This window comes from Pseudomonas japonica (assembly GCF_013522925.1).
Taxonomy (GTDB): domain Bacteria; phylum Pseudomonadota; class Gammaproteobacteria; order Pseudomonadales; family Pseudomonadaceae; genus Aquipseudomonas; species Aquipseudomonas japonica_A.
In genome coordinates this window covers 1-15,757 of the sequence record NZ_JAAMQU010000027.1, presented here as the reverse complement: position 1 = coordinate 15,757, position 15,757 = coordinate 1, and the positions used below count along the sequence as shown (strand labels likewise).

Sequence of the window (15,757 nt, the reverse complement as noted above, 5' to 3'; positions counted from 1 at the left end):
CTCTGCTGGTGTAGAGCTTCAGCACGCTACTACACAGCTGATCAAACCTTCTCGCCCCGCGTCGGCCTAGGCCAGCGCCGCCGCCAAGCGCTGATCACTTTGCCAAACGGCATCGGTAACTGCAAACGCCTCTATCGCCTTCGCGGAGTCCATAGCTTGCTCCCTACTCAGCATACTTCCCAGGAAGTTAATACCGCCCCACCGGGAGCCAGACGCATCTATTATTCGACAGCCTGGCCCGGTTTCACTCTTACGCCACTCCAGTGCGATGCATTGCTTGAGGGAGGCATCATTGCCCGTTCCCCAGCCGCCTATGCTTACGGCCATGTCAACGCCGAACTCGGGGTGGGACGCTGTGTAGGTGCATAGGTAAACTGCGTATGCACCTTCTTGGTCATTAACGAACCCGCGAAAGGTTCTAGTTTCTTGACCACATCCTTCGCAATACCCAATGACTATCTCATCGCCCAGTTCTATTTCTAATGCGCTATCCATAAATATCCTTTTTTCTAAATTATCTTAAGCGAGCACGGCTTTCCGAAACTGGAAGGAAATTTACCTTGTGCACGTCAGACACGCATCCCCTAATAGGGCATTTGCTCGATCTGACTCGCCTGCTGTGTCGGCAACGTGTCATGAGTCGTTGTTGGCATTGTCTCGATATGTTCACGTTGTTACGGTCGAACGTATAGAAGGTCGTCCGGGCCACCAAGCCATTCACCAGCAAGCGGTTCGGCGGCGCACAGATGGAAATCGGGCTTGGTCTTGCGCTGTCCGCGCTCAGGCTCGCGCCCCAATCCAGCTCGTGATTGAGGTGCTAGGTCTGCATTGGCCGTCTCCTACAGATGGGTAGAGGATGAACAGATCGGCGTCCATCGCATGGAACATCCGGTCGACGTCGATACAGTGCTGCTAACCGCCGGTCTGCCAGCACTGGCGTTGGTGGTCGAACGTCCCTCTGTCGCGAGTGATTCCCGAATGCATCCCACGCTTAGGGCTTGGCGCAGGCCAGCGCCAACCTCACTGCATTATTGGATTCAGGCTTTTGAATACTCAGCGAGTAACCTACGAAACCATACTTCAAAGAGGAAAATCCCAGCCAGCGGCACCGATACCACAAAGCCTACCATCCCGAAAAAACTCCCCGCGCCAAGCCAACCTGTTAGATCCATCCCATGATAAATGCAGGGTTGGGTGCCGGATTTGGCAATATGGCAGCCTAGTAGCGCTGTGAAATACAAACAACCTTTCCAGCAGACGTAAAAGACGCCCGATGGAAGAAAGGTTAGAACCATAATCCAGCGCATCTTCAAGGCTCGCTTCGGTTCGGTCGATGACCCTAGACTACCTTTCTCATCTGGCACTGGCGCGCTTCTCCTGAAAATATGTATACAACAGCTGCGAAGGGCGAACTGCCAATAAGCTACTGATGATCACTAGCCGCAATCCGCAGCTTGGTGAAACCCCGCCGCTTTCGCCTCCGCTGCCGATTTGAAGGCAACATGATTTATGGGCGATGCCTTTCCATAGCTCGGGGAGCCGCCCGGAAGGTGATACATACGGCCAAGCTCATATGAATGCACGATGACGACTGGCAACGCATTGACCTTCACCACGCCAAGATTCCCGAGCTAGAGGCTGAAGCGAAGTCCTTGAAGGAACGGATGACAGCGCTCATGCTGATCCAGGCGTCAGACGGCTCCGCAGCAATATTTTCGAACGCCTACAGGGGGCTAGGGCTATGCGTCGGGCTATTAAACCAGGGATGCCTGAATCTACTGTCCGAGCTACGGCTATGGTTGAACAGCTCGTATCCAACGCCAAACGATCTCCCCCGCGCCACCTTCACCCCTCTGAGGGCTTAGGTTTCCCAATCCACCGTTGGGCTTTATAGCAACCATTGATATCGACGGCCTTTTGCGCATATTCCGTGCGCTGCCCGCGATTATGCGCTCCAAGGAGCCAGTAGATTTCTGCTTGATAGTCGCGGCTGGTAGCCCACTGGAACCCAGCACCTGAGGCCTCCTCACGACGGCAGGCCAGGTTCATGGCAGGCTGTGGAAAGTAGCTTTCATAGGCTGGCGCCGGTTCTTGCGTGATCTCCAAAGCAGACTGGTATTCAGGCGTATCGGTATACGCAGAACACGCAGATGCAATCGTCACAGCCGGAGGAGCAAACCCGTGGCTGAGGCTTTTCTCAAGCAATGTGCAGGCCTTCTCTTCGGTACCTTGAGGCAAGTATCCCAGATAGATCAGTGCTAGGCGGTATTGGGCAATCGGATGCTCCAGTGCTGCGGCCTGCTCAAGCAAGGGAACGGCGGTCTGTAGCTCCGCGCTGGCCTTCGCCCCCAGCGAACGATTTGTCGCCTGTATTTCGGGGGCTGATGATTTGAGATCCACAGCCTGGAGGTTTTTCTCTGCGTCTTGTAGATGCGGCAGCGCCTGCTGATAAAGACTCTCGCCGCGAGGGTCAATTTCTAAGGTATCGGCTAGGCAAATTGGCGCAAGCATATAAGCAAGCAAAAAGCAGCTCAGATGATGTAGAGACATACGACGACGTTCCTAAAGAGCCTACAGTACACATGGATAGTTTTATGGATTCGAGTCGCATCTGCAGGATCTGCTGCCATCTTCAAGACTATGTGCTCTCACTTGATCTGTCTGTCCGATTTCGCTGCTTACGAGCTTGAAGGCATCACGACTCAGGAGCGATGCGTCCCCCTGACTTACCTGCCCATGAGCACTTGCAACAGAAGTAGAGCTCACCCATCGAGCCGTTGCCCTGTTCAAGATGTACGGTTACCAACGTCTGGTCTCGATTTTGTAGAAATTATTTTCCACCTGAATCCGGCGACGATCCGAGATCGGTGCGCTCTGGATCTGGCTAGTGAGCCGAACGAAATATCTGCACTGATTCTTGTCGCCAAGCGCTTTGATGGCCGAGGTTGCTCGGACAAAGTCGTCGTAACTTCGAGAGGTAGTGGCCATCAGATCAGCGAATCCAGGTAGAGCCTGGGCGTCGGCTAGGCGCGAAGCAGGCCAGGCCGGCTCGAAGGCCAAATTGTCATCTTTGAGAAAGACTGTCAGGAACATCTCCGGCTTACCGGCACTATCAACCCAGCAAGGCGGCAGATCACCACCTTTGCCCCGATTCAGCTTGTTGTTGAGAAATTGCACCTGACCTTTCAGGTCGCTGTTAGCCTTCTGGAGGGCAAGAGGGTTAAGCCCCGACTTTTCCGTTTCGGCGTAATCCGTAGCATCCTTGATCATCTTCTGAAGCTGTTCAGGCGAGGGGATAGATTCGATTTTCAGGCCGGCTTTGACCGCAGCTGCTGTTGCATTTAGCTCTTCAACCCGCTTCACAACATCAGTCGGCTTTACATCCTTAGAAGGATCGGTAACCAGCTTCTTGAGCTGCTCGTAGGACATGAGCGTCTCGAGTACGAGGCGCTTGGCATCTTTGCTTTTGTCTTTACTTCCGCTATCCTCTAGGGCTTTGTCTATTGCGGCCAGTGTGGCGAGCTGCTCGTCCTTCTGCGTCAACAGCACCATGAGACGTTCTGACTCGTCTCGGGCTTTGGAGGCATCTACGAGCTTGGCCATAACCTCATCAGGGTTCTTAATACCAATCTGGGTCAGGTTGGCCTTTAGGGCCTCTGCCGCCTGTGCTATCGCTTTCTCTCGCTCATCTAGGCGCTGGTAGCTCAAGGCTTTTTGCTCCAGCGCCTTTTTCTCGCCATTGAGCTTCCAGACCTGCCATCCGGTTAAAAGGAGGAGAATGAACGCAAGCACCATCCAGATTTCCGTGATCGACAGGTTGAACACCTGATCGTTCTTCTGGGTCATCAAGCAGGCCTCACATCAGGGGAGTGAGGTATTGCACTCGCCTCGATGGGCTCGGCCTCGGCAGGCATCACAGGCTCGTTAACAGCAGGCTGGCGAAGCTCAATCTGGTTAATGTGGTCAATTTTACGGGCAAGGTCTTCTAGCTGGCTATGAGCCGCCTCGACTGCAGAGCTCCCCTCAATTACCTTGTTAGCCAGATCCTTGTGAGTGGCGGTGCTGTCGACGATCGCTTCGATTAACGGAACTAGGGTTGACTTGATCGAATTAGCGAAAGCTTCATGAGCGCGTTGGTTGGATTCGCCGATGGCTTGGAACGCCTCTTCGAGCTCTTGGCTCAATGCGGCGCTGCTGTCATCGTCTTCGATTTTTTTGTTCAGATCGGAAACCATTCCAACGAGTGCGCCCATAGCCTCCCGGTTTGACGCGAGCTCCTGCCGGTATTCGGCCTGGAATATAACCAGCTTGTCCAGGAAGCTCGCTTGGGCGCGTTCAATACCTTCCAGCAACGCAGAGCCCTGGCCGTTCATGGAGTCCATCAGGCGCTGTTGGCCTTCCACGATACCGTTGACAGCGCTAAGCGTATCTTCAAGCGCCTGGGTCTTGGTGTTGAGGCCGCGAATAGCAGTGCCAACAGCCCTGGCCGCGCCTTTTACATCGTCCGCCAGCGTGGCGATGCTCGAATTCACGCCCTCGGTGGTAGTTGCGAGCGTTTCAATAGCCGGATTCAGCTTGTTGGCGAAGAGGTCATCCGGGAAGAGAGTTTGCTCCAGGCGTCTCGTGGCCAAATTGCCAAAATCCAAGGCATGGGATTCCATGCGCTCAAGTGTTTTCTCACTCTTGTCTGCTAAGCCATTGATCGTCACGAGCAGATCCTCACTCGCTGACTTGGCATCTTTGAGCATCGCGTCAAAAGTCTCATTGCTGCGCTGAGTGGCGTTTGAGAAATAGGCGTCCATGGCAGCAATGCTGTGCTTCTGAATATCTTCGATCTGCTCCTTTACAGCAGCAGTCGTTTCCTTGCCGGTGCCGACCACCTGGTCGCGAAAATGCTCGAGTCGCGTGTACGTCTCGTCGAACATCATCACGAGGCGCTGAGACGCGTGGATCGCGCGTTCTTCGACAGCTTTTGTCGCATCGTCCTGGTCTTGCTTGAAGCCCACCAGCAAGGTTCTGGCCACCATGCCGATTGCTGTGCTGATCATTGCCGTTGCAAACCGAGCGGCCATGCCGGAGAGGTTGTCCCCGATGCTCTGGATGTCGGCAAGGCACACAATGATGCTGCCGACGGTAAAAAGAAAACCGAGGTAATAGGCTGAGTCCGCGAATTTTGCCGTCGTAAGATTAATGTCGTACCGCGAATGGACGATGAATCCAACGATGCAGTATCCGAACATGACAGCCAAAGGAATGACAAACCCAAACCAGAACGGATCTTGCGTGTAATAGCTGAGCGTAGCGCTGACAATCTTTAGGAGCAACGCCAGCACGAACCAGCTTCTCACCTGGTAAATCAGTCCCTCATTAGCCTTCATCACAGTCCCTCCATGGGCTCGACACCATCAAGATTGGCCCCATTTGTCGAAAAAAACCTGGCCCAAAATTCAGACCGCTTCACGTATGGGGTAACCCCTGGCTCGGCAGCCATCATGTTAAGGGTCACCGAAACGCCATTCCGAGCCGGCGCGGTAGCCTTGCGGGCATAGTCGCTGCTCTCGAAATCCTTGTAGTTAAGTTGGGGGCGCTTATACATGGTGAAATCCGACGTATTAGCTGCCATGTCAGAGAAGATGATCATGCGCTTCTCGCCGTTGGCATGTTCGTGCTTAAAGCCATTGTTGCTGGCCACCTGTAGCATCTCGAAAATCGGGGACGTTTTGCCGCGCACATCCATAGGTATGTGGTTCACCACATCCTCCAAAGGTTTGAAGAAGCGCTCGGCGTAGGCGTTGTCGACGAATTTTTTCGTCTTTGTGAGAGAGTCCGCATCATCCCACTGGCCAGGGTTACAACGGGCGAATAAAGGGGTGGCGTTTTGCTTGAAGTCTTCTCCCAGCACGAACACGGTCAGGATTGCTCCGGTGGGCAAATCGTTAACCACCAGATCCTTGAGACGTTGCTTGAGAGCGAGCCTCTGTGTGAAAGGAAACGGAGAAGTGTTGTCGATCAGCACCACATATTGCGCTTTTGGCCCACTGGACGGGCACAGGGTGACCTTGTCGATCTTGTCCTGAGTGTTGCTCTTCCACACCAGGAAGCCACCACCGCAAACAATGGCCAGGGCAACCAACACGCTCACCAGCACTGTCACCGGCGAAGCACTACTTTTTTTGCGTCGATAAACAGACATGTCTCGATCCTAGACCTGGCTCTCAAGGGGCTTTAGCTGATCAAATTTCGCGTTGAAGGAAGACTGAACCCTGGCGCGTGTGGGTTCGAGGATGTCCAACATCTGCTGAAGCATCTGTTCCTGAATCCGTAGGCGCCGCTCGTCCTCTTCAATCCCGAAATCAGGAAACTCCTGATCGCTAAGCACCACCGGTTCATTGAAGTAGTCTGGGCGCGGCTTGTCAGCGGGTCGAGCCATTTGGTTCTCGTAGCGATAAGCCTGAATCAGCGACTGGATTGCGTTGTCTGCTAGCACGAGGCGCTCGGTCACCTTCTTTTTAGCAACTGCCTTTTCGCTCATGTTGTATCTGAAGATCTGGATGGAATCTTTGGCCGTCTTGACCTTAAGCTCGATGAGGTCGAGAGCCGCTACCTTTTCATCCTCAAGCTCCGCTTTAAGCCCCCGGATGAAATCTAGGAATTCATGAAATGCATCTTGGTAGGCGCCATAAACCTTCTCATAACCGGGATAGCGGTCTTGCCAGGCGTAACCATGATGCATCGCAACCAGGCCGAAAATCATCGTGATGGCGCAAAGCGCGACACCTTCAATGTCTGTGAACGGAGAAATATGGGCAGCCATGTTTTGCCATACAGCAGCAAGCTGGTTGGCGCCGTCATCATCGATCTGCGGAAGGACAAAACGTAGATAGGCCACACCGAGACCGGCGAACGTCGTCCAGGCAAGGCCAAAGAGCCCTGCAATCCACCCTGCAGCCTTGCGGATCCCGTTGACGTGGTTTTTGTTAATCAATCCTCGGCCGCAAAAGAAGGCCACCACCAGGTTGAGGCCAGCAGCCATAAGAGCCATCATCAGGCCGCCAAGAAGGCCACCAGCTAAACCTTGGGCGAAGAAGTTGGCATTGATCATCGATTCAAGTGCACAGAAGACGATGAGCATGCTGAGTTTCACGATGTGGTCTGCCAAGCCATGCAGTCTAGGTGGGGCATCCGGTAATCGATTATCCGTACGGAATTGATCGAGAATGGCCTTTCTGGCCTTCACCGTCTTAACCATTTCCTTGAGCTCGCCATCGGCGTCAGAGAGAATCGCATCTGACTTGCGGACGTATTCATCACCCAACTGAATCGTCCGGTTCGCTTCTTGAGTCAGATCGATGCCATCCAGACGGTCTTTCAAGAGCTTGAGCCAGCTCTCGCCAGCCCTCAGGGTTGCCACACGCAAGCTCCCGACGGTGCCTTCAATCGCGTACTCCGTCTGCGTCCGGCGAATATCTCGGGCGTCAGGAACGCCACGTTCACCTTCCTTGCGTGCCTGATTGACGATATCCAGCTCGACTTTGAGCTTCTCGAGGTCGATTTCAGGAAACGAGCCGTGTGTATCGACTAGCTCCTTTCCGGCAAAAATAGCCTTGAGTCGTGCGAGCAATTTCCTCAGAAACGACATCTTCTTCATCCGCAATCCGTTGATTTTACAGGGAAATCGGCCAGTTTAAGGCGCAACCGGTCAGAGCTTCACTGTTGAGCTTGGAAATTTATGGGTTGTGGACTAGAGAGCCGTCGTCCTTAACTCGATCTTGCCGGGTGGCCATCATTGTATCGCCCGTGAAATGATCTCACGGTCTATTGGATCCGACATGCCGCTTCGTGAAGGTATCGGTCGACGTCCCGTCTTCTTTAACCGCAGGCTTGTACCGCCAGTCAGAGGCTATTGTGGCGCGGGCGGGGGAAAGGGCAGGGTCGATGTCCATTTTCAACGCGATAAAAGTCCATTCAAGGCATGCTAACGGAAAAGGGAGTGCCATTAAAGTGCCGGTATAGACCATATACTGGTTTGGACTGCCTCAGATGAAGGAGGCCGGCGGGTTGCGGCGTCGTTAGGCCGTTGTGCGATTATGACGCCCGGCTAGGAAGATGTGCCTTCTTCGTCATGAAGGGCACGCTTGCCTTCAATTAAGCGGAGCGCGCAAGCGGGGCGATCAGGATGTCCTTGGCTATCAGGCACGTTCGGCAAAAACTCACCTGCACCTCCTCGAAGGTACTGCCTCCTGAAGCGTGACAGTTGAACCCCACCACAACGAGGTATTTGCTCGCATCGTCGCTACGGCCGTGTGCCTACCGACATGCCTATAAGGCGATTTCAGCCCGGAACGCCGTATTTTACAGCGTCAGAAAGTTCGATGAGGCCTGCCTGTCCAATCTATACCGTGGGGGCAGGGCTGAGGTATCGATCGAGCACACGCATTGTTGTCATGAGCCGTCTCCGAAGGTCGTATAGATCGTCGGTGGCCAGCGCACCGTGCCTTGCGGTCAGGGACATGACTGCGCCAAACACACCATCGGAGTGATGGATCAACGACATCAGATGTTGGCCGCTCGGCCCATGGGTTCCAGCAAGCCAATTCTTGGCTGTTCGCTCATTTGCGGTAGTCCATCTCATCAGGGTCTTGACAGCTTGATGTGACGATCCCACCTCAATTCGAAGCGCGGTGGCTATCGCGGCTGCGTATGACGAATCACCCATATTTCGCTCCAGAAAGTTCTTACCCGTTTCAGGAAATACTTTTCCAGTGTTGTTTCCTATCCTCGTCTCATGACTCGCGAAACCTGCTCGCGGCACTACCTGTTAGCCGCCAAGGACAAGCTGTGTGAAAGCTGCCGACGAGAAACGTGCTGCAGATACTGCCCGCGCCATACGTGCCGTGGCATATGTACGCATGTCCACCGAGCACCAGAAATATTCGACCGACAACCAGCTCGAGACCATTACCACTTACGCCCTGGCCAAAGGGTTGGAGATCATCGATGTCTACGCCGATGCAGGTAAGAGCGGACTCCGCCTAGAAGGGAGAGACGGACTGCAGAGGCTATTTCGGGAGGCCGAATCACCAACCCGTGCTTTCAGTACGATCCTAGTCTACGACGTCAGCCGCTGGGGGCGCTTCCAGGATCCTGACCTGAGCGCTAGCTACGAAGTCCGCTGCAGGCAAGCAGGGGTGTCCGTCCAGTATTGCGCAGAGCAGTTTGAGAATGACGGTAGCCCCGTGTCTGGAATCATCAAAGGCCTGAAGCGGATGATGGCGGGGGAGTACAGTCGTGAGCTGTCAGTCAAGGTGTTCGCAGGCCAAGCGCGGCTGATACGCCTGGGTTACCGGCAGGGAGGAATTGCTGGGTTTGGATTGCGACGGCAGCTGGTTGACCAATACGGCGTTGCCAAAGCCGTGCTCGAGCTCAGAGAGCAGAAAAGCATCCAGACCGATCGCGTGGTGCTGGTTCCGGGGCCTAGCGAAGAGTTGAAGGTAGTCCACGGCATTTATAGGGCTTTCGTGGAAGACGGTCGCTCTGAAAGTGAAATCGCCCAGGGGTTGAACAGGCTTGGCCATAGAACGGGGTTAGGTACAGCGTGGACAAGGGGCACCGTCCACCAAGTGCTGATCAATGAAAAGTACATCGGCAATAACGTATGGAATCGTACGTCCTTCAAGCTAAAGGCCGAGCACGTCAAAAACGCCCGAGACGACTGGGTCAGGGCCGAAGGGGTCTTCGAAGCAGTAGTAAGCCCCCTGGTCTTCCAGAAAGCTCAGGCGATCATTTCCGCTCGAAGCTTCCAGTGGACTGATGAGCAGATGCTCGAGTCGTTACGTGCGCTTTTCCATAAAGAAGGTTTCCTGTCGGGCTTGGTCATCGATGAGTCGCCAGGCGTCCCATCCAGCACGGCGTATCGCTCAAGGTTCGGAAGCTTGCTTCGGAGCTATGGCCTCGTTGGCTTCACTCCGACACGGGATTATCGGTTCATAGAGGCGAATCGAAAAATTCGCCAGACCTATCCCGATGTATTGCGACAAACCGTGGAGCTCATCAAGCAGGTAGGTGCAAAGGTGGAAATCAATCCTCGAACCGATCTGCTAAGGGTAAACGACGAGTTCACAATCTCCTTGATTCTATGTCGCTGCCAAGAGCTGGCCTCAGGCTCGTCTCGATGGGTCGTAAAGTTTGACTTAGGTTTGTGCCCCGATGTAACCCTTGCGGTGAGAATGAGCCCGAGTGGCCAGTCCGCGCTCGATTACTTTCTGCTTCCTGCTCTCGATATGACCGCGTCCAAGCTGCGAATAGCCGAACACAACCCGGTCAATATAGAAGTCTACCGGTTCGACACCCTGGATATCCTCGGTCACCTCTCTACGCGCACGTCCTACGGGAGGACTGCCTAATGCCGGATTCAAGCGAAAGCCACCTATCGCTTCATGTAGGTGATGCTTCAGAAATCCAGTACATCCCTACAGGCAGAATACGGGTGTTAAACCCTCGCACCCGCAACTTAAAGATTTTCAGAGAATTAGTCGAAAATATCTCCAGTGTTGGGCTTAAAAGGCCGATAACCGTGTGCGTGAGCGGTGAGGATGACCAAGGTTCGAAATACAATTTATTGTGTGGTCAAGGACGTTTGGAGGCATTAATGATGCTAGGCGAAAATGAAGCGCCATGTATTGTTGTCGAGGCTTCTGAAGCGGATGGGTATTTAATCAGTCTAGTTGAAAACCTGGCTCGTAGAAAGCATACGAACCGGGATTTGCTAAACGCTATAAGCGTAATGTCGAACCGGGGATATAATTCCAGGCAGATTGCAGACAAAACTGCCCTCGATACGACCTACATAAACGGCGTGCTACTACTGCTCCGCCAAGGTGAGGATAGATTGATTTCTGGGGTCGAAAAGGGCTGGTTGCCCATGACCATTGCCATTGAAATTTCCAGAGCTTCTGACGCAGACGTCCAGATGGCACTTACCGATGCGTACGAAGCAGGCACGCTTAAGGGGGAACAGATGATCAGCGCCAGAAGGCTGATCGACAAGCGCCGCTCCCTAGGCAAAACGTTCAGGCACAGCGCGCCACGAGCCCAGCAGCCAACGACCGTTAGGAGCGTGTTGAGCACCTATCAAAACGAGGTGCGTCGACAGCAGCTCATGATCAAAAAGGCCACTATCAGTGAACATCGGTTGCTATTCATCACCAGCGCGCTTCGCAATTTATTCAAAGACAGCCACTTCCGTACGCTACTGCGAGCTGAGGGTATCCAGGATATGCCCAAGCCATTGGGCGATAAGATCCATGGAGACTCTTGATCATGGGCTCAGTCAAAAGTGCTTTTGAGCGAAAGGTTCTGGCCATTCCGCTCGACCAAATAGTGTCCGCCAGAAGCTTTGCAACGAGGATTGAAGCTTCCAAAAAATACATGAGCATTCTGGCTTCGGTCAGGGAGCTCGGAGTGATAGAACCAATAGCGGTACACCGAGAATCAGGCGTGGAGGGCGGCAGTCGGTATCTGGTGCTGGACGGGCATTTGAGGCTCATGGCCTTGAAGTCCCTAGGGGCGACTCATGCATTGTGCTTGGTCGCCAGCGATGACGAAGGGTTTACCTATAACCGCCAGGTGAATAGGCTGACCCCGATTCAGGAGCACAGGATGATTCTGTCGGCTATCAATAAAGGCACCTCGGGGGCTCGCATAGCCCAGGCCCTCGACGTGAATGTGGAGCATATCCGCAGGCGCGAACAACTGTTGGACGGTATCGCCCCGGAGGTGGTGGAGATGCTTAAAGACAGGCAGATCAATCAGCACGCCTTCGGTGCGCTCAAGAAGATGAAGCCAATGCGGCAGATAGAGACTGCCGAGATGATGCTGTCCGCGAACTGCTTTACGACTGTCTACGCCAAGATGATGCTTGCTGCCACGCGCCCTGATCAGCTAGCCAAACCAGCGCGTCCTCCTAAGTCGCGAACAACCGCCGAGGATATCAGCCGGCTTGAGCGAGAGATGGACAAGCTCAGCCGGGATTACCGTCTGGTCGAGGACACCATGGGGGAAACCATGTTGGTGTTAGTCATCGCCAAGGGTTACGTCTCCAGGCTGCTGCGCAATGAGGCAATCGCCGAGTTCCTGCAGCTCAACTATGAAGACCTGGTCAAGGAGCTTGCCTCTGTTATGGACTCGATGACTGCAGACGGCCGGGGAGACGCTCGGGAGGCTTTTTCAGCCGATACCATCTAGGCTCACTCAGATCCCTGATTTAGAAATGGTGCCCGCCAGCCTATATGGTGGAGGAGCAGCCTTTTACATTTGATGACGCGGCTCAATGAATTAACAAACCCAATCGACCTTGGCCTCGTACTGGCCATACTGAGGGGCCAACTCTTGAAATATTCTAGGAGGCGGCTCGGCCACGCGCTGATCAAAATCGACCTGAGTCTTGCCCTGACCGAACTCAGTATGACGCCTGAAGCTATGCCGCAGTTTTAGTCGCTACGGTTCCGTTGGCCCTCGCTCGGACGGGTAAAGATTGAATAAGCCGCCCTTCATGGCACGGAACACCGGCTCCAACCTCGATACAGAGCTCCCGACCGCCACCCTGTCGCCACTGACATTGGTGCCCGAACGCCCACGCAAGCTAGTACCTAAGCTCATTCGCTTCAGCTTTCAACCGCATGGCTTTTTCGTGATTAGACTCAAAATCAGTCCTCGAATGGTCGCTAATGACGGTCACGCCGCTAGTCTCATTTTTCCTTTCCCTAGCTTGATCCAGCATTTCCTCTCGACGATCAAGATGCTGCCGGATACGGGAAGAGTAATCATGTTTGTCGTAAATGCTGGAGTCCTTCACCACTGTCACGCGGGGCGCATTAGGCCTCCTGTGGGGCAGGACGCTGCTTGCATCTATCAAATTCCTGACCTTGTTTATTTTAATATCAGGTAGCTCGGCAGTGCCGGGAGTAGTGCCGCAAGCCGCGCGCACAGACGTGCGGTAAGGTGAAAGGTGCCGTTACCTGATCGCGCGATTTTTGAGGCGCCCGGGATCAGCTAACGCTTGGCAAAGGGCAGGCTGGCGAGGAAACCTTCCACAGTTCCTAAAGATGGCGACCCCCCCGCCGATTGTATTGGGATATCTCAATACATACGGAAGGGTGTCATGAAGAAAACAGTCACGCTGGTTCTGGTTATTCTATTTTCGTTCGCCGCACTATGTAGCCAAGCGTGCCCTCGGGGCACTCATCCTGTCGGCGGCACCGGCTCTCACCACAAAGGCGGTACCTGTCAGTAAACCAGATGGCCTCTATACTCGCCGTTCCATAGCAACCAGTGCCAAACGTGGCGGTCACCTTCCGGGCCGGTATGCCCTCTGCCCGAAGCAAGCTCGGATGACAATGGGCTACCCAGCAAAGCGCCAGTCAAACGAACCGCGAAAGCGGAGCGAGCGAGGTGAGGATGGGAACCTCAAGGGCTCAGAAAAATGCATCGCCGAGACACAAATCGCCCGTGAACAGCCACGGGACGGCTTCGATTGGTTCATCGAAAGTCTCTAGGCAGGGCGTCCATATCGTTAAGATGGAGTGGCACTCGCCCAGTTGTAGCAAGTCAGCGAGGTGGCTTCATAGCTTCATAGCTGCAAGCAGCGGCGTTGACGAACCAAGGCTTAACCTCGGCCACAGCGAGCCTTAAGGTCAAGGGCTGATAACCGTCGGCCTGATCCAGATTGACGCTCATCCCCGCTGGCCCCTCTCACTGAATTCCAACCTAGATGAATGGCAAATCGCCACTATAGGCAGTATGCTTGCCACCCTTTCATTTAGTCCTGGATCCGATATGAGAACCAATGCTGTATTCCTCCTGCTTACCATCGCATGCTTGTCTGGCTGTGTACAAACGGCCTATAGCAAGAGCATCGCAGTTACCAAAGACGGGGAGGGGCGCATCGTTCAAACTGTGGAAACCGAGACCGTGACTCAGCCTGGTCAGGGCTACCAGATGAAGCTTGAGAAGATTAAAGGCATTCAGCCGTAATCTTCCTATACCTTTTCTAAGGAGAGAAAAATGATCAAGTTCTTCTGGGCTGTATCTCTGCTCATGTCGATTTTCGGTGCTTTTGTCGCTTATAGACTAATACACTCTTCGCAATAACGGAGTTCATCACAATCGTTGTACAGCGTGATGCGCCGGCCTCTACGTCCACTGCAAACGAGAGGCATAGACCTCATCCCAGGTTTGCGTGCTGATCTTAGCCATGGGGCGACGCCCGAAGGCCACATTGCGCAGGACGTTGCAGACCACCTACGCGGTGATGCCAAGCGTTGGCGCATCCGCGCGCTCGTTTGGGTCATTCGAGGTGTCTGCCTGATTTGGCCGGCTTGTACATTGCGGGCTAGTCACCACCTACTGACAGTAGGCACCAATGCAGGAAATAGGGGCTGGATCTTTTCATGGCGCACTGTGCTATTGCTCCACCTGTATCTGACAGGCCGCAAAAAGCCAAAATCGGCATCTCGAAACGCTCAAGTCGGACAACGCTCTGCCGATAGGATCCATGACTCTAGGGGGACGGTCACTACGTCGCCCGATTCCTGACAGCGAATCCCGCCTATCACCAAGACTCTTGCTGGATAGGTGACATCTTGAGGAGCATCCAAATGATTCAGTGCCCAAAATGCAGCGCAACAAATATCGACAAGCTTAACTATGGAAAGCGTGCCGGCACCATGACCGGCGCCGTGGCCGGCGGGATAGGGGGCTATGCCGGAGCTACGAGCGGTGCCGCAGCGGGCGGAGAAGCAGGTGCAATGCTAGGGGTCGTCGCAGGCCCAGTTGGCGCGGTTCTGGGTGCAACAGTAGGTGCAGTTGCCGGCGGCATTCTTGGCGCACTTCTCGGAAGCGCAGCGGGAGGAACGGTAGGCTCCAAGGCCGGGGAAATGGTGGACGAGCACATCCTTGATAATTATAAGTGCCTGAATGCTAGCTGCGGTCACAAATTCAGCATTTAAGTTTTTCCTCCCCGACGGATTCGGTTAAAATATAGCGTCTTTGCGCACTGTTTTGTGGGTCAGACGCTAATATTTTATCGAGTCTCAATCTTCGATCTGAGTTCTGTCATCGTTATGAGCTGACTATTCTCAAGGGGATAGTATTGGTCGCAGATTGGATCAGCCAAGACATACTCGTTCGTTATTGGTCGAACCATTATATTGTCTAACTTGATATCTGCCAGCGCCTGGCGATCTATAGCGAACGTAGCCATCCGAGCGAGTGTCGTGAGTAGCCCACTTAGCTCTCCATGCTCCATTGCTAAAGCGCTACATCGGCGGCCAAACTCCGCGAGTTGTTCTCCCTCAAGTTGAGGTTCGCCTTCGGTAAGCTCGTCAAGCAGGGCCGCTAGCGTTCTAGCGGACGCAGACTGCGGATTCACATCCTGGAGCCACTCCACCTCGGCTAACCAATAGTGCTCCGCCTCATCCTCGTCCGATGGAGCAACAGGCCCGAAATCTCTCAGGACTCGAGTTACACAAGGATTGCCTGAGGCCGATTCGCTGGCGATAAAGTTATGGCCGCATCCCTGCCTAGTGAGGCGGTATAGCTGGCTTTCTTTTATAAACAGCGAAGAGGACGAACTGTAGTGGTCAACTGATCCCGGACACTGAATTGAGTTTTTCCTCAGCGACCGCAGGCGCTAACCCTTCGTTGAACTGATGCGGTCGCCGCCAGTTGTATCGCTCCATCAGGAACCGGCCAATATCCT

Annotated in this window: 11 protein-coding genes; 5 read left to right on the top strand and 6 right to left on the bottom strand. The window is 54.0% G+C overall.

What is annotated here, in order from left to right; genetic code table 11:
• Positions 1-1,436: 1,436 nt before the first annotated feature.
• From G7016_RS25855 to G7016_RS24390, 6 genes are all read right to left on the bottom strand, one after another.
• A complete protein-coding gene (locus tag G7016_RS25855; protein ID WP_445674606.1) occupies positions 1,437-1,559 on the bottom strand; it encodes a sunset domain-containing protein in 123 nt (40 codons plus the stop codon).
• Positions 1,560-1,845: 286 nt separating this feature from the next.
• The gene (locus G7016_RS24410) at positions 1,846-2,550 is read right to left on the bottom strand and encodes a hypothetical protein (protein ID WP_181118347.1); all 705 of its coding nucleotides are present in this window, start codon (positions 2,548-2,550) and stop codon (positions 1,846-1,848) included.
• A gap of 249 nt (positions 2,551-2,799) precedes the next feature.
• Positions 2,800-3,846 (bottom strand): hypothetical protein, encoded by a 1,047-nt coding sequence (locus tag G7016_RS24405; RefSeq protein ID WP_181118346.1) that lies wholly within the window; start codon positions 3,844-3,846, stop codon positions 2,800-2,802.
• Complete coding sequence (locus G7016_RS24400) at positions 3,846-5,378, bottom strand: MotA/TolQ/ExbB proton channel family protein (RefSeq protein WP_181118345.1); 1,533 nt, start codon at positions 5,376-5,378, stop codon at positions 3,846-3,848. The genes G7016_RS24405 and G7016_RS24400 overlap by 1 nt, the downstream gene beginning before the upstream one ends.
• Positions 5,378-6,193, bottom strand: a complete 816-nt coding sequence (locus G7016_RS24395) for a hypothetical protein (protein ID WP_181118344.1) — start codon at positions 6,191-6,193, stop codon at positions 5,378-5,380. The genes G7016_RS24400 and G7016_RS24395 overlap by 1 nt, the downstream gene beginning before the upstream one ends.
• Positions 6,194-6,202: 9 nt before the next feature.
• On the bottom strand, positions 6,203-7,648 hold the full coding sequence (locus G7016_RS24390) for a hypothetical protein (RefSeq protein ID WP_181118343.1): 1,446 nt from the start codon (positions 7,646-7,648) through the stop codon (positions 6,203-6,205).
• Positions 7,649-8,840: 1,192 nt separating this feature from the next.
• Here G7016_RS24390 and G7016_RS24385 point away from each other — a divergent pair.
• The 5 genes from G7016_RS24385 to G7016_RS25735 all read left to right on the top strand — a co-directional run bounded on the left by G7016_RS24385 (position 8,841) and on the right by G7016_RS25735 (position 15,005).
• A complete protein-coding gene (locus G7016_RS24385) occupies positions 8,841-10,403 on the top strand; it encodes a recombinase family protein (protein ID WP_308812212.1) in 1,563 nt (520 codons plus the stop codon).
• Complete coding sequence (locus G7016_RS24380; RefSeq protein ID WP_181118342.1) at positions 10,403-11,317, top strand: plasmid partitioning protein RepB C-terminal domain-containing protein; 915 nt, start codon at positions 10,403-10,405, stop codon at positions 11,315-11,317. Before G7016_RS24385 ends, G7016_RS24380 begins: the two co-directional genes overlap by 1 nt.
• Before the next feature lie 2 nt (positions 11,318-11,319).
• Positions 11,320-12,243 (top strand): plasmid partitioning protein RepB C-terminal domain-containing protein, encoded by a 924-nt coding sequence (locus G7016_RS24375; RefSeq protein ID WP_181118341.1) that lies wholly within the window; start codon positions 11,320-11,322, stop codon positions 12,241-12,243.
• A 1,590-nt stretch (positions 12,244-13,833) separates the two neighbouring features.
• Positions 13,834-14,031, top strand: coding sequence for a hypothetical protein (locus G7016_RS24370; protein ID WP_181118361.1), 198 nt, complete (start codon positions 13,834-13,836; stop codon positions 14,029-14,031).
• Between the two features lie 623 nt (positions 14,032-14,654).
• Positions 14,655-15,005 carry a glycine zipper domain-containing protein gene (locus G7016_RS25735; protein ID WP_258195347.1) on the top strand — a complete coding sequence of 117 codons (351 nt, stop codon included), beginning with the start codon at positions 14,655-14,657 and terminating at the stop codon, positions 15,003-15,005.
• The last annotated feature ends 752 nt before the right edge of the window (positions 15,006-15,757 follow it).

What these genes read in the sequence shown, in the direction of transcription:
- G7016_RS24375 (WP_181118341.1), top strand. Translation starts at nt 11,320, where the DNA reads ATGGGCTCAGTCAAAAGTGCTTTTGAGCGAAAGGTTCTGGCCATTCCG.
- G7016_RS24400 (WP_181118345.1), bottom strand. Translation starts at nt 5,378, where the DNA reads ATGAAGGCTAATGAGGGACTGATTTACCAGGTGAGAAGCTGGTTCGTG.
- G7016_RS24395 (WP_181118344.1), bottom strand. Translation starts at nt 6,193, where the DNA reads ATGTCTGTTTATCGACGCAAAAAAAGTAGTGCTTCGCCGGTGACAGTG.
- G7016_RS25735 (WP_258195347.1), top strand. Translation starts at nt 14,655, where the DNA reads ATGATTCAGTGCCCAAAATGCAGCGCAACAAATATCGACAAGCTTAAC.
- G7016_RS24405 (WP_181118346.1), bottom strand. Translation starts at nt 3,846, where the DNA reads ATGACCCAGAAGAACGATCAGGTGTTCAACCTGTCGATCACGGAAATC.
- G7016_RS25855 (WP_445674606.1), bottom strand. Translation starts at nt 1,559, where the DNA reads ATGTATCACCTTCCGGGCGGCTCCCCGAGCTATGGAAAGGCATCGCCC.
- G7016_RS24410 (WP_181118347.1), bottom strand. Translation starts at nt 2,550, where the DNA reads ATGTCTCTACATCATCTGAGCTGCTTTTTGCTTGCTTATATGCTTGCG.
- G7016_RS24380 (WP_181118342.1), top strand. Translation starts at nt 10,403, where the DNA reads ATGCCGGATTCAAGCGAAAGCCACCTATCGCTTCATGTAGGTGATGCT.
- G7016_RS24390 (WP_181118343.1), bottom strand. Translation starts at nt 7,648, where the DNA reads ATGAAGAAGATGTCGTTTCTGAGGAAATTGCTCGCACGACTCAAGGCT.
- G7016_RS24370 (WP_181118361.1), top strand. Translation starts at nt 13,834, where the DNA reads ATGAGAACCAATGCTGTATTCCTCCTGCTTACCATCGCATGCTTGTCT.